The following is a 20,368-nucleotide window of genomic DNA, read 5'->3' as shown; positions in this document are numbered from 1 at the left end:
TCGCCAAACTCGGGTATGGCAAACCCCGCACTAAGCGGCGACCAGATGCTCAATCATCAGCTGCAGGGAACGCTTGCCCCGAAACTCATTGACGTCAAGCCGGTAGGCAATCTCTATTTCACTCACTGCGTCGTCGGGCCACTGTCGCGGATCGATATTAAAAGCGATTGCATCCAGCAACGTCGAATGACCCGGGAGTGACAACACCATTTTCAAATGCTTGCCTCCTACCAAACGCTGACTGACGACCTGAAACCGGCCGTCGAAAACCGGTTCGGGAAAACGCTGCCCCCAGGGTCCTGCGAAGCGCAACTCTGTCGCCAGCTCCAGTTCAAAATCCTCAGCCGCCAGCTCACCGTCTGTCTCGACAACGGCCTGCAATTCGACATCTTCCGCATGGCGCTCTACTTCCGCTAAAAAAGCCGACGCAAAAACCGGATAAACGGATTTGGGAAGTGTCAGCCCCGCAGCCATCGCATGCCCGCCAAACCGCGTAATCAACCCGGGGTTGCGGGTCGCTACTGCGTCCAAAATATCGCGGATATGTATGCCCGCAATAGAGCGGGCAGATCCTTTCAGCTCATCGCCATCACCGTCGGCAAAGACAATGGTCGGGCGATGCAGGCGATCCTTGATACGCGAGGCCAGGATACCGATGACACCCTGGTGCCATCCGCCCTGATAGAGCGTGACCGCGACGGGTGGCTCAGCGCCCTCTTCCAACGAAAGTGCTTCAAGATGAGTTACTGCGTCCGCCTGCATGTCCTGCTCGATCAGTCGCCTGTTCTGATTAAGTTCATGCAACACGCCAGCGCGCGCTCTGGCGTCTGCCGTGTTCTCCGAGAGCAAACACTCTATTCCCACGGACATGTCTTCCAGCCTGCCTGCCGCGTTGATCCGTGGCGCGACCGCGAAGCCCAGGTCTGAGGCCACCACAGAGGCGACGGGACGTGATGCCACTTCCAGCAACGCCCTGATACCGGGGCGCAATTGCCCGGCACGCATGCGCCGCAGGCCTTGATCTACCAGTATGCGATTGTTACGGTCCAGCGGCACTACATCAGCCACGGTACCCAGCGCGACAAGATCCAACACCTGCGCCAGGTTAACCTCCTCGCGACGCTCGAACCAATCCCGGGCGCGCAACTCAGCACGCAGTGCCAGCATGATATAAAAAATAACACCCACACCAGCGAGGTGTTTACTCGGAAACTGACAACCCGGCTGATTGGGGTTGACGATGACATCCGCAGCGGGCAACTCTCTGCCCGCCAAATGATGATCGGTGATGAGCGTGACAATGCCGCGCTCACGGGCAAGCGCCACCCCCTCGAGGCTGGAAATGCCATTATCGACCGTTATGATGAGCTCAGGTCCGGACTGCGATGCCACGTCAACAATACCCGGTGTCAGCCCATAACCAAACTCGAAGCGGTTGGGCACGAGATAATCGACATGACGCGCTCCCAATTGCCTGAGAACAGAAACAACCAGAGCCGTACTGGTCGCGCCGTCGGCATCAAAATCGCCTATCACCACAACACGGGTGTCATCGGCGAGTGCATCTGCCAACAGGGTTGCAGCGCGGTCGGCGTGCAGGAGTTGTGACGGTGGCAACAGGCCGTCGAGTTTCAGTTCACGCTCATGAAGAGAGTGAAGACCGCGGTTACAATAAACGCGATCGAGCAGCGGGTGGATTCCCTCGTCGACGCGGACCGGTACGTCCACTGCCTGTCGCCGACGAATAATTTTTTCCATGCGCAGTCAGGCGTTGATGTTGGCAGAAATAAAGGCCTGCACCGCAGTCAGATCGTTGGGTAACACCTCAAAACGCTCTGGACGATCAAACAGGTCCGCCAGATGCGGCGGCAACGCTACCGCATCATTCAGCCCTGCGGCGGCCATGGCCTCGGGAAACTTCGCGGGATGGGCCGTGGCCAGGCTGACCACCGGCACACCTGACGCCAAGCCCGCGTTCAGTGCGGCATGCACCCCGATAGCGCTGTGGGGGTCCAACAGGTACTCGCTGTCTCGCCAGATTGACGCAATCTGCTCGCAGGTCTGCGCGTCCGACACGCAATGACTGCTAAACAGCTTGCGAGCCTCCGCCATAGCGGCGTCACTGAAGCGAACATCGTGAGACTCTAACTGATTCATCAGGTCAGCAATGGCGGCGCCCTTGCGACCGTAAAGATCGAACAACAGCCGCTCAAAATTACTTGAAACGGTTATATCCATACTGGGCGACAACGTATGCGCCAGCGGCTGTCGCCCGTATGTACTCTCGGTCATCACCCGATGCAATACATCATTGCGATTGGTGGCGATAATCAGTTGCTCCACGGGCAGCCCCATCTGACGCGCCAGGTACCCGGCAAAAATATCACCGAAGTTACCGGTGGGTACCGAAAATGCCACCGGCCGATGAGGGGCGCCCAAAGCAACTGCTGCGTAAAAATAGTAGACAATCTGAGCCATAATGCGAGCCCAGTTAATCGAGTTGACCGCCACCAGCCCGCGATCCTGGGGAAGAAAATGCTTGTCACCGAAGCTTGCTTTTACCATAGCCTGACAGTCGTCGAAATTACCCTCGACCGCGAGGTTGTGAATATTGTCCCCTTCAACCGAGGTCATCTGCTTACGCTGCACATCCGAGACCCGGTTATGGGGGTGCAGTATAAAAATGTCGATGTTATCGCAATGCCGGCAGCCCTCAATCGCAGCAGACCCGGTATCGCCCGACGTTGCGCCCATGATCACCACTTTCTGATGACGGCGCTCCAGGACGTAATCCAGCAGGCGTCCAAGCAATTGCAATGCAAAATCCTTAAAGGCCAGTGTTGGGCCATGGAACAATTCCAGCACCCATTGATTGGCGCCCACCTGCACCAGAGGGGCGATAGCCGTGTGGCGAAATTCCGCATAGGTTTGCTCGAGTATGACCGCCAGATCCTCGTCTGGAATACAGCCCGCCACGAATGGCGTAATAATTCTGCGTGCCAACTCCGGGTACTCAAGCCCTGCCATGGACGCGATTTCCTGGGCGCTGAATGTCGGCAGCGTCTCGGGCACATAGAGGCCCCCGTCCGACGCAAGACCGGTAAGAAGAACTTGTTCAAAATTGAGCGCGGGGGCGTTGCCCCGCGTGCTGATGTATTTCACCGACACCTCACTATTGCGCGCTACCCGTCCAGTTGCTCAACGCGTATGCACGTTACATCGCCGTCAATCGAGTCGAGGCCCTCTATCGCACGAACCGCGTCTTTCACACTACCCTGACGCGCCTGGTTAGTCACCACAATGACAGAGACCAGAGTCTGCCCCTCCAGCGGCGCCTTCTGGATCAGTGCTTCGATACTGATACCCTGCTCGCTGAACAGACTGGTTAACCCAGACATTACGCCGGGCTTATCCCGGGCCTCCATACGCAGATACCAGGGCGACTCCACGTCCTCCATGGCGAGCACCGGTAAGTCCTGAAGATTACCAGACGCTACCCCAAGGGCCGGCAACTGCGAGGGGTCCGCGCTGCCCGTTGCCCGCCCAAGGTCGACCAGATCTGCCAGCACAGCGGAGGCCGTGGGACGATCACCGGCGCCAGCGCCACAATACAGTGTCGGCCCCACTGCATTGCCTTCAATCAATACCGCATTTCGGACACCGTCGACATTCGCCAGCAAACGCTGCCGAGGAATCAGCGTGGGATGCACCCGCAATTCCACCCCCTGATTAGTTTGCCGCGCAATACCGAGATGCTTGATCACGTAACCAAGCTCCTCCGCATACGCAACATCTTGAGGCTGCAATCGAGTAATGCCTTCCGTATAAACTGATTCAAACTTAAGCGGCATTCCGAATGCCAACGACGCAAGAATCACCAGCTTGTGTGCCGCATCGACGCCTTCCACATCGAAGGTGGGGTCGGCTTCCGCATAACCCAGCGCCTGAGCTTCTGCCAGGACGTCGGCGAAATCACGACCCTTGTCGCGCATCTCGGTCAGTATGAAATTAGTCGTACCGTTGATAATACCGGCCAGCCATTCGATACGGTTACCTGACAGGCCCTCTCGAAGAGCTTTGACGATAGGTATACCACCGGCAATCGCCGCCTCGTAGCGAAGCTGCACGCTATGTTCGACGGCCAATGCAAACAACGCGTTACCGTGCTCTGCAATCAGGGCCTTGTTCGCAGTGACAACATGCTTGCCGGCACGAATGGCTGCCTCAACCAATTCTCTGGCTACCGTGGTGCCGCCGATCAGCTCGACAACGACAGCCACCTCTGGATCCGCTGCGACCGCGAAGATATCACGACTGACTTGCGCGCCCGACAGGTCACAGGCTGGGTTGTCCCGCCGCGCACCCACATGCACGACGTCTAATGATACGCCTGCCCTCGCCTTCAAAAGGTCCGCATTTTCATGCAGTAAATTGAAAGTGCCGCTGCCTACTGTGCCGAGACCGCAGATACCGATTTTTAATGGTGGACTCATTTACTTACCCGATACGGGCTCCGCTTGCAAAAGGTCAGCCGAAGCCGTCGTTTCTGATCATTCGTTTTATGCTGCGGATGGCCTGTCGCGTGCGGTGCTCATTCTCAATCAGCCCGAAGCGCACATAGCCTTCTCCGTACTCGCCGAACCCAATACCAGGCGACACAGCGACCTTGGCTTCACGCAGCAATTTCTTACTGAACTCCAGTGAGCCCATGTCCTGATAAAACTCTGGAACACTGGCCCATACAAACATGGTCGCTTTGGGCGACGCCACTGGCCAACCCGCGGAGTTGAGCCCACTGCACAGCACGTCCCGCCGCGACTGATACATTGCATTGATTTCGGCGACACAGCTCTGATCACCCTCTAGCGCAGCAATCGCTGCCACTTGTATGGGAGTGAACATGCCGTAGTCAAGATAAGACTTCATTCGGGCTAGCGCCGCTATCAACACCTCGTTACCACAACAAAACCCCACTCGCCAGCCGGGCATATTATAACTCTTGGACATACTGAAAAATTCCACCGCGACTTCGCGAGCTCCCTCTACCTGCAGAATAGAGGGGGCGACATAACCGTCATAGCACAGATCGGCATAAGCCAAATCCTGCACCACCCAGATCGAGTGTTCGCGCGCAATGGCAACTACGCGTTCGTAAAAGTCGAGCTCAACGCATTGAGAGGTCGGGTTGGAGGGGAAATTGAGCACCAGCATTTTGGGCCGCGGCCAACTGTTCTGGATTGCTTTCTCCAACTCGCTGAAAAACTCTTCCTCGCTACCTGCTGCGGGTACATGGCGAATGTCCGCGCCTGAGATCACAAAACCGTAGGGGTGTATAGGGTATGAAGGGTTAGGCACCAGTATCGCGTCTCCCGGCCCGGTGGTGGCCAACGCCAGATGGGCGAGTCCTTCCTTGGAACCGAGCGTCACAATAGCCTCTTTGCCGGGGTCCAGAGTGACGTTGTAGCGACGCTCGTACCAGTCGCAAATCGCCTTGCGCAGGCGAGGAATGCCCTTCGACTGCGAATAGCGGTGCGTATCGCCACGACGCGCCGTCTCTACCAGCTTATCGACAATATGCTCGGGGGTCGGTTGATCAGGATTGCCCATGCCGAAATCGATGACATCCTCACCGGCGGCTCTGGCCTCCTGCTTGAGATCACCAATAATATTAAAGACGTATGGCGGCAGTCGCTCGATACGCCGAAATTCATCATCCACGGCTGTCAACCCTGCTAGATTCGCGGCCACAGGCCGCGCAATAAACGGGCTGGCAACACTACTGAGTCAGCCCCCCACTGTCAACGCGACGGCGGGCGTCGGCGCATTATTGACAGCTTTTTCGACAAGCCCGGGAGACGGATGCAAGTCGCAGCCGTCTCGCTGTGGCAACGCTCTAGTCTAGACCGAGCGTCGCCATTAACTCACTGGCCGACTGGTAGCCAGGAATCATTTTGCCGCTTTCTGTGACAATGGCGGGCGTGCCCCGCACGCCTAATTCCTGACCCAGCTGGAACTGGGCGGCGACCGGGTTGCCCTCACACACATTGACGGGGACAGACTCCTTGTTGATCAGCTTGACCAGCGTTTCATTTGGATCATCAGCGCACCAGGCACTCGCAAGATTCTTGTACGCATCGGAACTCAGACCTGCTCGGGGATAGGCGAGGTAACGCACCTCAACACCATTGGCGTTTAACTCAGCGACCTCGCCATGCAACTTCTGGCAGTAGTAGCAAGTATCATCAAAGAAAACCGTTATATAGCTGCGGGTTTCTTTTTCAGGCGCGAAGATAATCATGTCGTCCCGATTCAGCTCTGCAAGTGTCTCCATGCGCAAGGCATCACGGCGCTGCTCCGCGAGATTGACATAGCTTTCCGGGCCAACCTCGTAGAGATCTCCGACGATAAAATAGTCACCCTCAAGAGTTGAGTAAATCATTGGGCCCTCACTCAGCTGCACTTCGACCAGGTTGGGCACACCGGTCGTTTGAGCGCTGATCACCTTCAGTCCCATGTTGGGTTTTTCCAGAGCCTTTCTCAGGGTATCCACCTGCGCTTCGCTCAACGGTTCGCCAGCACTCACCAACGAAGCTGTCGCCAGGAACAGGGCCGCCAGGGCTGTTTTCATCATACGGTCAATCATGTGTTGTCCTCAGTTTTGGTGGACTGTGCCACTCGTTTGGTCTGTTCGGTACTCTTTGGAACGAAAACCGGCGTCTTAGTTCCTCAACCCCGGGGATGGTGCTGCTCATGTAATTCCTGCATTCGCTGCTGCGCGACATGGGTATAAATCTGAGTGGTCGACAGGTCACTGTGTCCCAACAACATTTGGACCACGCGCAAATCCGCCCCGTGATTCAGTAGATGGGTGGCAAATGCATGACGCAGCGTATGCGGAGACAAGTGCTTTTTGATCCCCGCCCGCTCGGCATAGATTTTAATACGATACCAGAAGGCCTGGCGAGTCATTTGCGACCCCCTGCGACTGGGAAACACCACTTCAGAGGGAATACCCTTGAGAAGATCGCCCCGGGGGCCCGCCAGGTACTGTTGCATCCAGCGCATGGCCTCGTCGCCGACGGGCACAAGACGCTCCTTACTGCCCTTACCAAAAACCCGCACCACCCCCTGATTCATACTCAACTGCGACATTTCCAGACTGATCAACTCACTCACCCGCAGGCCACAGGCATACAACAACTCCAGCATAGTGCGATCCCTTGCCTCCAGGGCCACCGCAGAATCAGGTGCCTGCAGCAGTTTGTCCACATCGGTTTCTGACAGCGCCCTGGGAAGTGATCTGCCTAGACGAGGACTGTCAATATCCAGTGTCGGGTCGATCGAGATCCGGCCCTCGCGCAGCTGGTAGTGGTAAAAACCGCGGGCACAGGACAGAAAACGCGCTGCGGAGCGGTTCGACTGGCCACGCTGCATGCGCGCGCCAAGATACGCTTGCAGCGACTGACGTGTCGCCTCGAGGATCGCGGTGTCACCGTCTTGCAACAACCATTCATGGAACTGTGACAGATCACGCCGATAAGCGGCCAGGGTATTTCTGCTAAGTCCCTTTTCCATCCACATGGCGTCGATGAACGCGTCGATATCGGGGCTGTTCAGGTCATCTTTGCTCATAGCCAGAGCCTACCATGAAACGCGACAGGTTCAGACAGACGCACTGCGGCTGGGCCCTGCACCGGGCAATGCAAACGCCCGGCACAAAAAAAGCGGCCAATGGCCGCTTTTTGTTTCTTTCACCAGAGCGACTACAAGCGCTCCTTGATTCTCGCAGCACGACCGCTCAGTTCACGCAGGTAATACAACTTCGCCTGACGTACGTCACCGCGACGTTTAACGGAAATGCTGTCAACGACGGGGCTGTAAGTCTGGAAAGTACGCTCCACACCGACACCGTGAGAAATCTTGCGTACCGTGAAGGCGGAGTTGAGTGCGCGGTTACGCTTGGCAATGCATACGCCTTCAAACGCCTGCAGGCGTTCACGGGTGCCTTCCTTTACCTTCACCTGCACAACCACGGTATCACCGGGGCCAAACTCGGGAATTTCCTTTCCCATCTGCTCTGCTTCAAGCTCGGATATGACCTTATTTGTGCTCATGTCGTACTCCTGTTCAATCATCTGCCAGCTTCACAGCTAGCGCGTCTTAACTACTGCCGTTGCCTGAGATACTCCGCCAACAGCGCTTCTTCCTCGGCCCCAAGGGCCCTGTTCTGCAATAAATCCGGCCGCCGCTCCCATGTCCTTCCGAGGGACTGTTGCAACCGCCAGCGACGAATCTTATCGTGATCGCCGCTAAGCAATACATCGGGAACACGTTCGCTCCCGTAGACCTCTGGTCTGGTGTAATGCGGACAGTCCAACAGACCATTCGCAAACGAATCCTCCGCAGCGGATGACCCGTGGCCCAGCACGCCGGGCTTTTGGCGAATGACCGCATCGATCACCACCATGGCAGCCAGTTCGCCGCCCGTTAATACGTAGTCACCGATGGACAGCTCCTCATCCACATCGGCATCTATCAAACGCTCGTCGACACCCTCGTAACGGCCGGCAAGCAACACTATTCCCTCCACTTGCGACAGTTCCAAAGCCTTAGCGTGATCGAAAGGCCGCCCCTGGGGCGACATATAAATCACGCGGCTGCTGTTTCCCGTCGCTTCCCTTGCCGCCGCAATTGCTTGCTGCAGGGGATCAATCTTCATCAACATACCCGGGCCGCCGCCATAGGGTCTGTCGTCCACTGTTCGGTGAGTATCCGCTGCATAATCGCGTGGATTCTGATGAAAAAGACTCACCAGCCCTTCTCTCACCGCTCTACCTGTCACGCCATGTTCGCTCACCGCGGCGAACATCTCAGGAAAGAGGCTCACTACGCCGATACGCGCGACACCCTTTCCAGTGCGTTGTTCGAGCACATCACTCGTCGATGAACCAATCAACCTCTATCACCCCCGATGCCAGATCAACCCGGCCAACCGACTGGCCGGGCAAATAGGGAATCAGGCGTTCCCGCTCATCTATGCTGCCTTCACAGGCCACCACTACCAATACATCATTAGCGCCGGTTTCAATCAGGTAATCCACCACACCCAACAAAACCTTATCGTCGCCCTGCTGGTTCCAGACCTGCAAACCCTGCAAATCCTTCCAATAATAATCGCCCTCCGGCAGCGGCGGCAGGGCGCTCTCGGGAATGCACACTTCGCACCCCCGGTAAGCCTCTGCAAGGGTGCGATCATCGACACCCGCTATGTGGGCCACAAGGCCCTTGCCCCGAAAACTACCGCTGTCAAAATCGACAGTTTCATACCTGTCACGGCGTTTCAGTCGCCAGCCACCAAAGTCCAGAAAGTTTTCAGGCGGCTCGGTATAGGAGTGGACTTTCACCCAGCCCTTGAGACCGTAGCAGCCGGTAATCTTTCCAATCACCAGCATCCCGTCAGCGGCAGACTCCATCATGCAGACCGCCTGCGATCAGCCGGCATAACCTCAGGCCGCTGCAGCAGCATCCTTCAACAATTTGGCCACACGTTCCGAGACCTGCGCGCCCTGGCCCTGCCAGTACTCGACACGATCGGTGTCGATACGCAGACGCTCTTCCTGACCCCGGGCTACCGGGTTAAAGAAGCCGACGCGCTCGATGAAGCGACCATCCCGCGAATTGCGACTGTCAGTGACCGTCACGTGGTAAAAGGGGCGCTTTTTGGCGCCACTTCGAGAAAGACGAATAGTTACCATAATGCGTGTTTTCCTGAAAAATGTGGGCACCAGGATCGTTCCTGCAGTCACACCCACGACAAACCACCAGCACTAGGCCGGAAAGGTGGCGTATCATACGGAAAACAGACGGCATGTTAAAGCCCGAAGTGCACTCTTTTGAGGTAAATCCACGACTTATGGCGTCACATGAGCGGGGAACGCTGACAGGAGGCGGCCCTAACGCGGCGGCATGGCCCCCGGTCCGCCCGGTGGCATCATGCCACCGAGGCCGCGCATCATCTTCTCCATCCCGCCGCCCTTCATTTTTTTCATCATTTTCTGCATCTGCTTGTGCTGCTTCAGCAGGCGGTTGAGATCCTGTACCTCCGTGCCGGAACCCCGGGTAATGCGGCGTTTGCGGCTCCCCTGGATCAGCTCCGGGTTGCGGCGCTCTCTGGGGGTCATGGAGCCGATCATGGCCTCCATCCGCGCAAACATTTTCATATCCAGATTCTGCTCTGCCATCTGGCTCATCTTGCCCATTCCTGGCAACTTATCCAGCATGCCGGTAATACCGCCCATATTGTTCATCTGCTGCAACTGGTCGCGGAAGTCCTCCAGGTCAAATTTCTTGCCCTTCTTGACCTTGCGTGCCAGTTTGGCCGCTTTTTTCTTGTCGACCTTTTGCTCGACCTCTTCGATCAGCGAGAGTACATCCCCCATACCGAGAATACGGGAGGCCATTCGGTCCGGGTGAAAGGGATCCAGCGCAGCCGTCTTCTCGCCAACACCAAGGAACTTAATGGGTTTGCCCGTAATAGACCGCACGGACAACGCCGCACCCCCGCGAGTGTCTGCATCCACCTTGGTCAATACGATGCCGGTTAGAGGTAGCGTTTCGTCAAAGGCCTTGGCTGTATTGGCGGCATCCTGACCCGTCATGGCGTCCACCACGAACAGCGTTTCGACCGGCTTGACCGCAGCATGCAGTCTCGCGATCTCTCCCATCATTTCCTCGTCGATAGCAAGGCGGCCCGCCGTATCGACAATCAGCACATCGCTAAACTGAATTTTAGCGTGAGACAGCGCGGCGTTCACAATAGCCTCCGGGGCCTGATCAACCGCCGAGGGGAAAAAATCTACACCCACTTCCGAGGCCAGCGTCTCCAGCTGTTTAATCGCTGCCGGCCGGTATACGTCAGCGCTGACGACGGTAACCTTTTTCTTGTCGCGCTCCTTGAGCAGCCGGGCCAGCTTGGCCACGGTGGTCGTTTTACCCGCCCCCTGCAAACCCGCCATCATGATAACTGCCGGCGGGTTCGTGGCGAGATTCAGTTGCTCATTGGAGGAACCCATGATCGCCTCGAGCTCTGACTGAACGATCTTGATAAAGGCCTGGCCCGGGCTCAGGCTACTCATCACCTCCTGACCCACCGCTCGCTGCTTGACCGAGCTCACGAAATCCTTGACCACCGGCAATGCCACATCCGCCTCAAGCAGTGCCATACGCACTTCGCGCAAGGTGTCGCTAATATTTTCTTCGGTCAGGCGTGCTTTGCCGGTAATGCTGCGCAGACTGCCAGACAGCCTGTCGCTCAAACTCTCAAACATGGTATGCCTCTAATCTGTGGATGTCGGCGTCACAAGGGGGGGTCCGCTATTGCTTCTCGCCGAACAAGCCGGTACAAGTAACGCAGTATACTTGACCCGGACCGAAGCCCCAAACTGATGCCAGCCACTCTACTTGCTCCCCTGTGCGCCCTGCTTTATCTGGCAGCGACCGGTTTACAGTTGTTGCAACTCTCCCAGCACAACCAAAAAATCAACCGCAGTGTCGGCGCGCTGGGGCTGGCGGCCCTGGTTACCCATGGCCTTGTTGTCTGGGAAATCGTGTTTCGTAGCACGGGTGCTGACTTCAGCTTCTTCAGGGTGACGGCCCTCATATTTTTGGTTATCAATCTGGCTTGTGTTGCGTCACTCACACGCAGGCCCATGCAAAACCTGCTTATCGTACTGTTTCCCCTGTCTGCTCTGGCGGTCAATGTCTCCACCTTTGCACCGGCGACCTCGTCCGCTGTCAGCCCACTTAATGGCGGCATGGTCCTGCATATCAGCAGCTCCATACTGGCCTACTCAGTGCTCACACTGGCCACCCTGCAAGCCGCCGTACTGGCGTTACAGGACCACCAGCTCAAACACCGTCATACCCGCGGCATCATCCAAATTTTGCCTCCGCTGCAATCTATGGAAGCCATGCTATTTGAACTGCTCTGGATCGGATTGGGCCTACTGTCTATCGCCATTGTCTCCGGGGCGCTTTTTATCGATGATATCTTTGCTCAAAGCCTGGTGCACAAAACGGTTTTGACCATCGCCGCCTGGCTCCTTTTCGCGACTCTGCTCTGGGGTCACTATCGCTTGGGCTGGCGCAGCAAAACCGCAGTCAGACTGACCCTCGCGGGCTTCGCCCTGCTCATGCTGGCATTTTTTGGTTCCAAGCTGGTACTGGAACTCATACTGCAAAAAGCCTGAATACTGCTGACGAAATAAGGGGGCTTGCCCCGCCTTTGCTTTTTCTTCAAGATAGGCCGCCTTATCTTACTCGAGGATCAAACCAGCATTGAACGAGGCACCGCTGGGTTTACTCTTCTCTATTCTCGCCGCTCTGATACTTCTTTCGGGTTTTTTTTCCAGTTCAGAGACCGGCATGATGGCACTCAACCGTTACCGGTTGAAGCACCTGCAGAAACAGAATCACAGGGGCTCGCTGCGGGCGGGTAAATTGCTGGAGCGACCGGATAGGCTTATCGGCCTTATTCTTATCGGCAATAACCTGGTCAACGTGTTCGCCTCGGTGATCGCTACGGTTATCGCCATCCGTCTTTGGGGTGACTCGGGCATTTACGCCGCGGGCATCATACTGACTCTCGTCATTCTCGTATTTTCTGAGGTCACGCCCAAGACCGTTGCGGCCTTGTACCCGGAAAAGATTGCCTTCCCCTCCAGCATGATATTGCTGCCTCTCATGAAGATTATGTACCCGGTAGTGGCGCTGGTGAATTATGTCACCAACGGACTGATTCGGATTCTCGGCTTTCAGACTGACAGGATTGCTGACGAGCATGTCTCGTCAGATGAACTGCGCACCATCGTCACCGATGCAGGAGCGTTAATACCGCAGCGGCACCGGGAGCTACTGCTTAATATCCTCGACCTTGAGCAAATCACCGTGGACGACATCATGGTGCCACGCAACGAGGTGTATGGCATTGATCTGGATAACAGCGACGACGAGATTCTCAACCGCATCCGCACCAGCGCTCATACGAGGCTGCCTGTCTGGCGAGACGATATAAATAATATTCAGGGCGTACTGCATATGCGCGCCGCCAGCCGAATACTCAAAGATACAGGGCTGGACCGGGGCGCACTGCAGAGAGAAATGGAAACCCCCTACTTCGTGCCAGAAAGTACACCGCTGCACACTCAACTATTGAACTTTCAGCAGAAAAAAATGCCCCTTAGTGTGGTGGTCGATGAGTACGGAGAAGTGCTCGGGCTGGCGGCACTTGAGGACATTCTTGAGGAGATCGTCGGGGAGTTCACATCAAACTTTGCAGAGCGAACGCAGAGTATCTTTTTACAGAGAGACGGCAGCTACGTTATCGACGGCACCGAGCATATTCGCGAGATCAACAAGTCGCTTCACTGGTCACTACCCACCAACGGACCACGCACACTGTCGGGCTTGATCCTTGAGCATCTGGAGTCATTTCCTGACGCCCTAGCGGCGTTGAGCATAGACGGCTACCGTCTGGAAATTCTCGCGCTGGAAGGCAATGTGGTGCGGTCAGTGCGGGCTCAACGGCCCGACTGACTAGAATAATTTGATGGATGTATCTGCGTCGCGCCGTTCGCGCGCCAGGCGCAGGACCTCGGTCTTTTTTTCATCACTGCACAGAAACCAATCGGTGATTTCCTCAGCCGATCGATAACAGCCCATGCAGATATCTTTCTCGTCCAGCACGCAGACGCTGATGCAGGGTGATTTGGGCTCGAGGTCGGCAGCGCTCATGAATACTCCCTCAGGTGCTCGCTGAATCGATGGGCATTGCTAACGTAATGATCGGCGTTGAGCAGCAGACCCTCCTGTTGCTCTGATGTGAGCTGCGACTTGATCTTCCCGGGCGAACCGAGCACCAGCGAACCATCAGGCACTTCCATACCCTCCGTTACCAGTGCATTGGCACCGATCAAACACCCTTTGCCGATCTTTGCACCGTTCAGCACGATGGCGCCAATGCCCACCAGTGTGCGGTCGCCAATCGTGCACCCATGTAACATGGCCTTGTGCCCGATAGTGACACGCTCACCCACTGTCATGGGAAAGCCGGGGTCCGCATGCATTACCGTGCCATCCTGAATATTACTGCCCGCGCCGACCTCAATACGATCCGCGTCGCCACGCAACACACAACCGAACCACACGCTGGCGTTCTCGTGCAGCACCACATCGCCAATGACGACAGCTCCGGGCGCGATAAAGTGGCCCTTGCCCAACAGGGTCGGTCGTTTGTCTTCGAGCTGGTAGATCATGGTGTTTGTGTCCAATCCCGTTGTAAATCAAGATCCGCATCGTAGGCGACATTGACCAGCAGCGCCAGTACTGCTGCCGTCACTCCCCAAATGTTGTCGTCTCCCACTTGATAGTGGGGCACCTTGCGCTGCCGTGCGCCGTCAGACATTACTTCCAGCCGATAAAGCGTTTTGTCGGCAAACGTATCAAGACGACTCAGAAAGACGCTGTCGAACTCTCCGGGGTCCACCCGCAGCTGAGGGTCGGCGGGAATTACCGCGACGCAGGGATAGACTTCGAAGCCGGTGCGGGTGAGCAAAGGCTCCAGCCTGCCCAGTGCCGAGGAGATGCTGGGAGTCAAGCCGACCTCCTCTCCGGCTTCCCGCGCGGCGGTCTGCCAGGGCGATGCATCCTCTAACTCGCGCTTACCCCCGGGGAACGCTATTTCTCCCGGATGCAGTGACAGATGCGCAGCACGCCGCCCCAGCACCACACGGGGTTCCGCCTCATCGGTGAGGCCGACCAGCACACCGGCCTGGGGATGCGCTGCGCTGCCGATAGTACCGGGCCATACATCCTCCAGAGGCAATAGTGTTTCGCGCAAGTAGTTAAAAAGCGTGTGTTCCATCGTCAGCCAGAAAACTCCGTAACCAATAACACCGCATCCCAAGCGGGCTCCTCGTAAGGGTGGGCCTCCCGCAGGGCTGCCACTACCGCCTTGACGCAGTGGTCTTCGCAGACCATTTCTACCCGATATTCCGCCACGCGCTCAACAACGCCCTGCTGGCCGTGAAAAGGGGCGCTGCCGCTCAAGGGCCGAAACTGTCCGGTGCCCTCTACCTGCCAGCAGCAGCTGTCATAGTCGCCTATGCGACCTCCGCCCGCCGCAAACATCGGCTGCTTCACCGCCTCAAGATGTGATTCGGGCACATAAAAACACAGTTTATACATTACACGCCCCTTGCCTGTGCTGCATAGAATGCCGCCGCGAAATCATCCAGATTACGGGCCTCGATCGCCTCGCGAATACCCTGCATATGCCGCTGATAAAAATGCAGGTTATGCAGGGTGTTAAGCTGGGATCCGAGTATTTCATTGCACTTGTCGAGATGGTGCAGGTAGGCACGACTGAAGTTGGCGCAGGTGTAACAGTCGCAGGACTCGTCCAGTGGCAAAGTGCTGGTTTTGTGTCGTGCGTTGCGCAACTTGAGCACGCCGCGCGAGGTAAATATATTGCCATTGCGCGCGTTGCGCGTGGGCATGACACAGTCAAACATATCGACGCCCCGGCGCACGCCCTCTAATAAATCTGCCGGCGTACCGACACCCATCAGGTAACGCGGTTTATCAGCGGGCATCTGCGGCGCAATAGCATCCAGCACCTTGATCATCTCATCCTTAGGCTCACCAACCGAGAGGCCCCCAATCGCATAACCATCGAAACCGATATTCACCAGGCCTGCCAGCGACGCCTGACGCAGGTCGGGGTACATGCCGCCCTGCACAATCCCGAACAGGGCGGCGGGGCTGTCACCGTGCGCTGCCCTGCTGCGCAGCGCCCAGCGCAGAGAGAGTTCCATAGAAAGTCGTGCCTCTTCTTGCGTAGCGGGGTATGGCGTACATTCATCGAAGATCATGACGATGTCGGACCCCAGCTTGCGCTGGATTGCCATCGACGTTTCCGGATCGAGAAAAACCTTGTCGCCATCGACCGGGGACTGAAACGCCGCGCCCTCTTCCGATAGTTTGCGCATGTCCCCCAGACTGAAGACCTGAAATCCACCGGAATCTGTGAGAATAGGCCCCTGCCAACCCATAAAGTCGTGCAAATCCCCGTGCGACTCAATCACCTCCGTGCCCGGACGCAACCAGAGGTGGAAGGTGTTGCCCAGCACAATTTCTGCGCCAGTGGCAGCCACATCGCGAGGCATCATGCCCTTGACGGTACCGTAGGTCCCTACCGGCATGAACGCAGGCGTCTCCACGGTGCCTCGGGGAAAGACGAGGCGGCCGCGGCGGGCCTCTCCGTCGGAGCCCAGCTGCTCGAATCGCATAGTACCATCGTGGCTCATGACTATTCTCTCGCTGCCGGATCCGCTGTTATGAACATCGCGTCCCCGTAACTGAAAAAACGATAACCCTGTGCCATCGCCTCGCCATAGGCCACCATTATAGTCTCTTGACCCACGAAAGCGCTTACCAGCATCAGCAAAGTGGATTCGGGCAGATGGAAATTCGTGATCATGGCATCGACACAGTGAAAGCGGTATCCCGGGTAAATAAAGATATCCGTTTCTCCGCGGTATGGCCGGAGTTCCCCGGTGTCACGGCTTGCGGCCTCCAGAGAACGCACCGCCGTCGTCCCCACTGCCACCACGCGTCCACCGGCGGCACGGGCTTCCCGCACCGCCTCACACACCGACTCGTCAACCTCGAGATACTCCCGATGCATTACATGGTCTTTCAGGTCGTCAACCCGCACCGGCTGAAAGGTGCCTGCACCCACGTGCAACGTCACCTCTGCCTGCCTTACGCCCTTGTCTCGAAGCTCCGCCAGCAGGGACTCAGTGAAGTGCAGGCCCGCCGTCGGCGCCGCTACAGCGCCCTCGCGTCGGGCATAGACCGTCTGGTAACGCTCTCGATCAGACTGCTCGTCGTCGCGCTCAATATAAGGCGGCAGCGGCATGTGGCCAATAGACTTGAGAATCTCTGCCAGCGGCACCGAGTGCGGTGAGCGCACTTCGAACAAAGCACCGTCCCTGCCGGCAACCTCAAGTTCATAGTGCCCAGGAGCATCATCTGGTCCGGCGGAAAGAAGAATACGGCTACCCGGCGCGGGCGAGCGGCTGCAACGAATATGCGCTGACGCTGTGTGCGACCCCGTTACCCGTTCGATCAATAATTCAAGCTTGCCGCCCGTCGGCTTTCGGCCCCACAGGCGAGCAGGAATGACACGCGTGTTGTTGAACACGAGTAGGTCATTCGGAGCGAGCAGTTCTGGCAGATGGGAAAAGCGACTATGGTGCACCGTGCCGCCAGACCCCGCCAACACCAACAACCGGCTCGCACTGCGCTCCTCAAGGGGGTGCTGGGCGATGAGTTCCGGGGGCAACTCAAAATGAAAATCGCTTGTTTTCATGGACAAAAAAGCCGGCACAGAGCCGGCTTGTCTGTTCGCAAGACGGTGCTACTCGTCTGCGCTCTTGTCGGCGGGAGCAGCCTCGTCTTCCGCTGCTGCATCTGCTGACGCATCCTCAGCGGGCGCGTCCTCGACCACCTCGGCAGCAGGCTCGGCGGGCGCCGCCGCTTTGATTAACTCTTCTTCGAGCAGGATACGGACCTTTTCATCGCCATTAACGGCGCCTCTATCAGCATTTTTAACGGCATAGCGGCCATCGCGACGTTGGTAAATTGTGTACTCATCCGTGTTCTTGATCAATTTCATGCTCTTTTCTCCATAGGTACTCAGATGGATGGCCTCAACAGAGGACAACAAACAGTAGGGTCTAGTGCAACCGGCGCGCAGTGTACAGGGAAAGTGCACACAGGTTAAGCGAACAGAGTGCAATGCATATTGAACTTCAAGGGTCGCTTGCTATACACTCGCGTCCGTCGACGTTCGGGTTAGTAGCCCTTCCCTCTGTGCCGGAGTGGTGGAATTGGTAGACACGTCGGATTCAAAATCCGATGCTAGCGATAGCGTGCCGGTTCAAGTCCGGCCTCCGGTACCATTATCCTTTCTCAGCATTTCCCCCTACTGCAAAACCTGAATGGGCAAGATAGGCTGGGGCTTCACGTTTCTGGGCTACCACCATACCCGCGCTGGCTTACCCGGGACGCAGGTGCTGGTCGAACAGGAGTCACTCACCGGGGCCACAGGCCGATTTTTACCTGAGGGGTGTCGGTGGAAGCGCTGCCGTTCCAATCCGTCACATACCCGTGAGTAGCCGTTGCGAGGAAATGCCCATTACGGGGGTTATATTTGAATGTGTCTCCGGGGACTCCAAGCCCATCGCAGACGAGCAGTCTAGCAGCCGATCGCATCACACAAATCACCGACACCATTCCCATCGGTATCGAGCTGATCAGTGTTGGACGTGATGAGGCAGTTATCACATGAGTCGCCTACACCATCACCATCAGCATCATCCTGTTGAGGATTGGCAACCAAGGGACAATTGTCATCAACATCGCTCCAATTGTCGCCGTCGTCATCTATGCTGCAAGCATTTCCTTGCAAATCGCCATCGGTATCGAGCTGGTCGGCGTTAGCCACAGAAGGACAGTTATCCTCGCTATCAGGCACTCCATCACCATCGGTATCGCTGTCAATGGGACAACTTATCGGCGTTGCCGTGATAATCGTTGAGCCATTGAAAAAGTCCCGCGGCCAACCCCCTTTGCCTTCACAGTAGGTGATCGTTGCTAGGTTTGGATTTGCATCGAACAGCTCAGAGGTGTCAAAGTTACTAAAGGCACCATTAAAGGCCGCACTGACCAGGGCGTTGCCGTAGAAAGCATAGGGCTGAATGGTCGTAACGCTGCTCGGGATGGTCACGCTGATGAGGTTGTTGCTTGCGAAAGCACTCCAACCAATGGTCGTAACGCTGTTTGGAATGGTCACGCTTTCGAGGGCGTTGTTCCTGAAAGCCTGGCCTCCAATGGTCGTAACGCTGTTTGGAATACTCACACTTCCGAGGGCGTTGTTGCTAAAAGCCCCGCTTCCAATGGTCGTAACGCTGTTTGGAATGCTCACGCTTTCGAGGGCGTTGTCGCTGAAAGCGTTGCCTCCAATAGTCGTAACGCTGTTTGGAATGGCCACGCTGGTGAGGTCGTTCTGGTAGAACGCACTATCTCCAATTCTGGTCACGCTGCTCCCAATGGTCACGCTGGTGAGGGCGTTCTCGCCGAAAGCATACATCCCGATTTTCCTAACGCTGTCTGGAATAGTCACGCTTTCGATGGCGTTGTTGCTGAAAGCAAAACCCCCAATACTCGTAACGCTCTTTCCAATGGTCAAGCCGTTGAGGATGCCGCCGTTGTTCGTTTCGAAGGGACAGTTATCCTCGCTATCAGGCGCTCCATCACTATCGACGGCGCTGTCGTTGACACAACTTACGGGGCTGAGATTGTTGCCCGCGAACGCAAAACCCCCAATGCTCGTAACGCTGTCGGGAATAATTACACTGGTGAGACGGTTGCCATAAAAAGCATAATCCCCAATGGTTGAAACGCTGCTCCCAATAGTCACGCTGGTGAGGCCGTCTCCCGCGCTTTGAAAAGCATGATCACCAATTCTTGTAACACTGTCTGGAATAACCACGCTCGTGAGGTAGGCGTTGTTGCCGAAAGCAAAGTTCCCAATGGTCGTAACGTTGTTCTCGATGTTTCCGTCACCGGTATCTCCGAAAACCACGCCAGTGAGGTTGTTGCCGTAGAAAGCAAAATCTCCAATGGACGTAACGCTGTAGGCGGTAGTGCCATCCGAAGCTGTGGCAGGAATCGTCAAAAATATGAATGGTTCAGTGTCAGAGATGCCCACTGCTCGGCCCGTTACTTCGACTTCCGTTCTACTTTTGGCGGTATAACTGAAGCTACCGATGCAGACAAAGTTTAGAGATTGAGCGCATGCATCAAATGCCAAAGCCTGAGCCGATAACAGTACAGAAATAAAGAAAGCCAACGAGGCCAAAAGGCGGCGTGTCATTGTCAGTGTATTGAGATGCCTCATTGCATTTCCAAGTGTCGACCGATCAACTGGCAAGAGGGTATCCTGTTTGGACTGCATACTGAATGTCAGGGCTAGAGCAGCGAGGATGTATTTCATTCGGTTAACTCCATTTAACGAGATGCACACCGTAGCAGAAGGGTGAGGGTTGTTCGATTGCTTGTATATTGCCCGGATATGCCCTCCCCTGCCACAGTTACAGAAAAGTTACATAAAGATTTATTTTTATTTTAACTTATTGTTTTATAAAGCTTTTATTCTATAAATGAGTCCGGCCTCTGGTACCATTATCCTTTCTCAGCGTTTCCCCCTACGGCAAAACCTGGATGGGCAAGATAGGCTGGGGCT

Annotated in this window: 21 protein-coding genes and 1 tRNA gene; 3 read left to right on the top strand and 19 right to left on the bottom strand. The window is 56.2% G+C overall.

Going from position 1 to position 20,368, the window contains the following annotated elements:
* Positions 1-30: 30 nt before the first annotated feature.
* The 11 genes from recJ to ffh form a co-directional block, all read right to left on the bottom strand.
* On the bottom strand, positions 31-1,758 hold the full coding sequence (gene recJ, locus EYC82_RS01305; RefSeq protein ID WP_279247747.1) for a single-stranded-DNA-specific exonuclease RecJ: 1,728 nt from the start codon (positions 1,756-1,758) through the stop codon (positions 31-33).
* A 6-nt stretch (positions 1,759-1,764) separates the two neighbouring features.
* On the bottom strand, positions 1,765-3,162 hold the full coding sequence (gene thrC / locus EYC82_RS01300) for a threonine synthase (protein ID WP_279247746.1): 1,398 nt from the start codon (positions 3,160-3,162) through the stop codon (positions 1,765-1,767).
* Between the two features lie 20 nt (positions 3,163-3,182).
* Entirely contained in the window at positions 3,183-4,493 is a 1,311-nt protein-coding gene (locus tag EYC82_RS01295) for a homoserine dehydrogenase (protein ID WP_279247745.1), read from the bottom strand.
* Positions 4,494-4,527: 34 nt separating this feature from the next.
* Complete coding sequence (alaC, locus tag EYC82_RS01290) at positions 4,528-5,718, bottom strand: alanine transaminase (RefSeq protein WP_279247744.1); 1,191 nt, start codon at positions 5,716-5,718, stop codon at positions 4,528-4,530.
* Between the two features lie 175 nt (positions 5,719-5,893).
* Positions 5,894-6,643, bottom strand: coding sequence for a thioredoxin fold domain-containing protein (locus EYC82_RS01285; RefSeq protein ID WP_279247743.1), 750 nt, complete (start codon positions 6,641-6,643; stop codon positions 5,894-5,896).
* An 83-nt stretch (positions 6,644-6,726) separates the two neighbouring features.
* Positions 6,727-7,632: a site-specific tyrosine recombinase XerD gene (gene xerD, locus EYC82_RS01280; RefSeq protein WP_279247742.1), complete on the bottom strand. Its 906-nt coding sequence runs from the start codon at positions 7,630-7,632 to the stop codon at positions 6,727-6,729.
* Positions 7,633-7,763: 131 nt separating this feature from the next.
* A complete protein-coding gene (gene rplS, locus EYC82_RS01275; protein ID WP_279247741.1) occupies positions 7,764-8,114 on the bottom strand; it encodes a 50S ribosomal protein L19 in 351 nt (116 codons plus the stop codon).
* Positions 8,115-8,164: 50 nt separating this feature from the next.
* Complete coding sequence (trmD, locus tag EYC82_RS01270; RefSeq protein ID WP_279247740.1) at positions 8,165-8,956, bottom strand: tRNA (guanosine(37)-N1)-methyltransferase TrmD; 792 nt, start codon at positions 8,954-8,956, stop codon at positions 8,165-8,167.
* The gene (rimM, locus tag EYC82_RS01265; protein WP_279247739.1) at positions 8,934-9,476 is read right to left on the bottom strand and encodes a ribosome maturation factor RimM; all 543 of its coding nucleotides are present in this window, start codon (positions 9,474-9,476) and stop codon (positions 8,934-8,936) included. The genes trmD and rimM overlap by 23 nt, the downstream gene beginning before the upstream one ends.
* 30 nt (positions 9,477-9,506) lie before the next feature.
* Entirely contained in the window at positions 9,507-9,755 is a 249-nt protein-coding gene (rpsP, locus tag EYC82_RS01260) for a 30S ribosomal protein S16 (RefSeq protein ID WP_279247738.1), read from the bottom strand.
* Between the two features lie 198 nt (positions 9,756-9,953).
* The gene (gene ffh, locus EYC82_RS01255; protein WP_279247737.1) at positions 9,954-11,327 is read right to left on the bottom strand and encodes a signal recognition particle protein; all 1,374 of its coding nucleotides are present in this window, start codon (positions 11,325-11,327) and stop codon (positions 9,954-9,956) included.
* A gap of 117 nt (positions 11,328-11,444) precedes the next feature.
* Here ffh and EYC82_RS01250 point away from each other — a divergent pair, with 117 nt between their 5' ends.
* Complete coding sequence (locus EYC82_RS01250) at positions 11,445-12,248, top strand: cytochrome C assembly family protein (protein WP_279247736.1); 804 nt, start codon at positions 11,445-11,447, stop codon at positions 12,246-12,248.
* A gap of 88 nt (positions 12,249-12,336) precedes the next feature.
* Complete coding sequence (locus EYC82_RS01245) at positions 12,337-13,593, top strand: HlyC/CorC family transporter (protein ID WP_279247735.1); 1,257 nt, start codon at positions 12,337-12,339, stop codon at positions 13,591-13,593.
* On the opposite strand, the gene EYC82_RS01240 is transcribed toward EYC82_RS01245, so the two are convergent.
* Genes EYC82_RS01240 through EYC82_RS01210 form a run of 7 tightly spaced genes read right to left on the bottom strand, consistent with a single transcriptional unit; the run spans position 13,594 to position 17,737 of the window.
* Positions 13,594-13,791: a DUF1289 domain-containing protein gene (locus tag EYC82_RS01240; RefSeq protein ID WP_279247734.1), complete on the bottom strand. Its 198-nt coding sequence runs from the start codon at positions 13,789-13,791 to the stop codon at positions 13,594-13,596.
* On the bottom strand, positions 13,788-14,312 hold the full coding sequence (locus EYC82_RS01235; protein ID WP_279247733.1) for a gamma carbonic anhydrase family protein: 525 nt from the start codon (positions 14,310-14,312) through the stop codon (positions 13,788-13,790). The genes EYC82_RS01240 and EYC82_RS01235 overlap by 4 nt, the downstream gene beginning before the upstream one ends.
* Positions 14,309-14,920 (bottom strand): NUDIX hydrolase, encoded by a 612-nt coding sequence (locus EYC82_RS01230; RefSeq protein ID WP_279247732.1) that lies wholly within the window; start codon positions 14,918-14,920, stop codon positions 14,309-14,311. Before EYC82_RS01230 ends, EYC82_RS01235 begins: the two co-directional genes overlap by 4 nt.
* 2 nt (positions 14,921-14,922) lie before the next feature.
* Positions 14,923-15,243: a YqfO family protein gene (locus tag EYC82_RS01225; RefSeq protein ID WP_279247731.1), complete on the bottom strand. Its 321-nt coding sequence runs from the start codon at positions 15,241-15,243 to the stop codon at positions 14,923-14,925.
* Positions 15,243-16,346 (bottom strand): tRNA guanosine(34) transglycosylase Tgt, encoded by a 1,104-nt coding sequence (gene tgt / locus EYC82_RS01220; RefSeq protein WP_279250633.1) that lies wholly within the window; start codon positions 16,344-16,346, stop codon positions 15,243-15,245. Before tgt ends, EYC82_RS01225 begins: the two co-directional genes overlap by 1 nt.
* A 20-nt stretch (positions 16,347-16,366) precedes the next feature.
* Positions 16,367-17,431, bottom strand: a complete 1,065-nt coding sequence (gene queA / locus EYC82_RS01215) for a tRNA preQ1(34) S-adenosylmethionine ribosyltransferase-isomerase QueA (RefSeq protein ID WP_279247730.1) — start codon at positions 17,429-17,431, stop codon at positions 16,367-16,369.
* A gap of 48 nt (positions 17,432-17,479) precedes the next feature.
* Positions 17,480-17,737: a hypothetical protein gene (locus EYC82_RS01210; protein ID WP_279247729.1), complete on the bottom strand. Its 258-nt coding sequence runs from the start codon at positions 17,735-17,737 to the stop codon at positions 17,480-17,482.
* A gap of 199 nt (positions 17,738-17,936) precedes the next feature.
* On the opposite strand from EYC82_RS01210, the gene EYC82_RS01205 reads away from it, so the two are divergent.
* A tRNA-Leu gene (locus EYC82_RS01205) sits at positions 17,937-18,023 on the top strand.
* A 296-nt stretch (positions 18,024-18,319) separates the two neighbouring features.
* Here the strand turns inward: EYC82_RS01205 and EYC82_RS01200 are convergent.
* The gene (locus EYC82_RS01200; RefSeq protein WP_279247728.1) at positions 18,320-20,119 is read right to left on the bottom strand and encodes a leucine-rich repeat protein; all 1,800 of its coding nucleotides are present in this window, start codon (positions 20,117-20,119) and stop codon (positions 18,320-18,322) included.
* Positions 20,120-20,368: the final 249 nt, after the last annotated feature.

This window comes from Candidatus Marimicrobium litorale, assembly GCF_026262645.1.
In the GTDB taxonomy this organism is placed as follows: Bacteria; Pseudomonadota; Gammaproteobacteria; order Pseudomonadales; family Halieaceae; genus Marimicrobium; species Marimicrobium litorale.
This window is presented reverse-complemented; position numbering and strand designations above follow the sequence as displayed.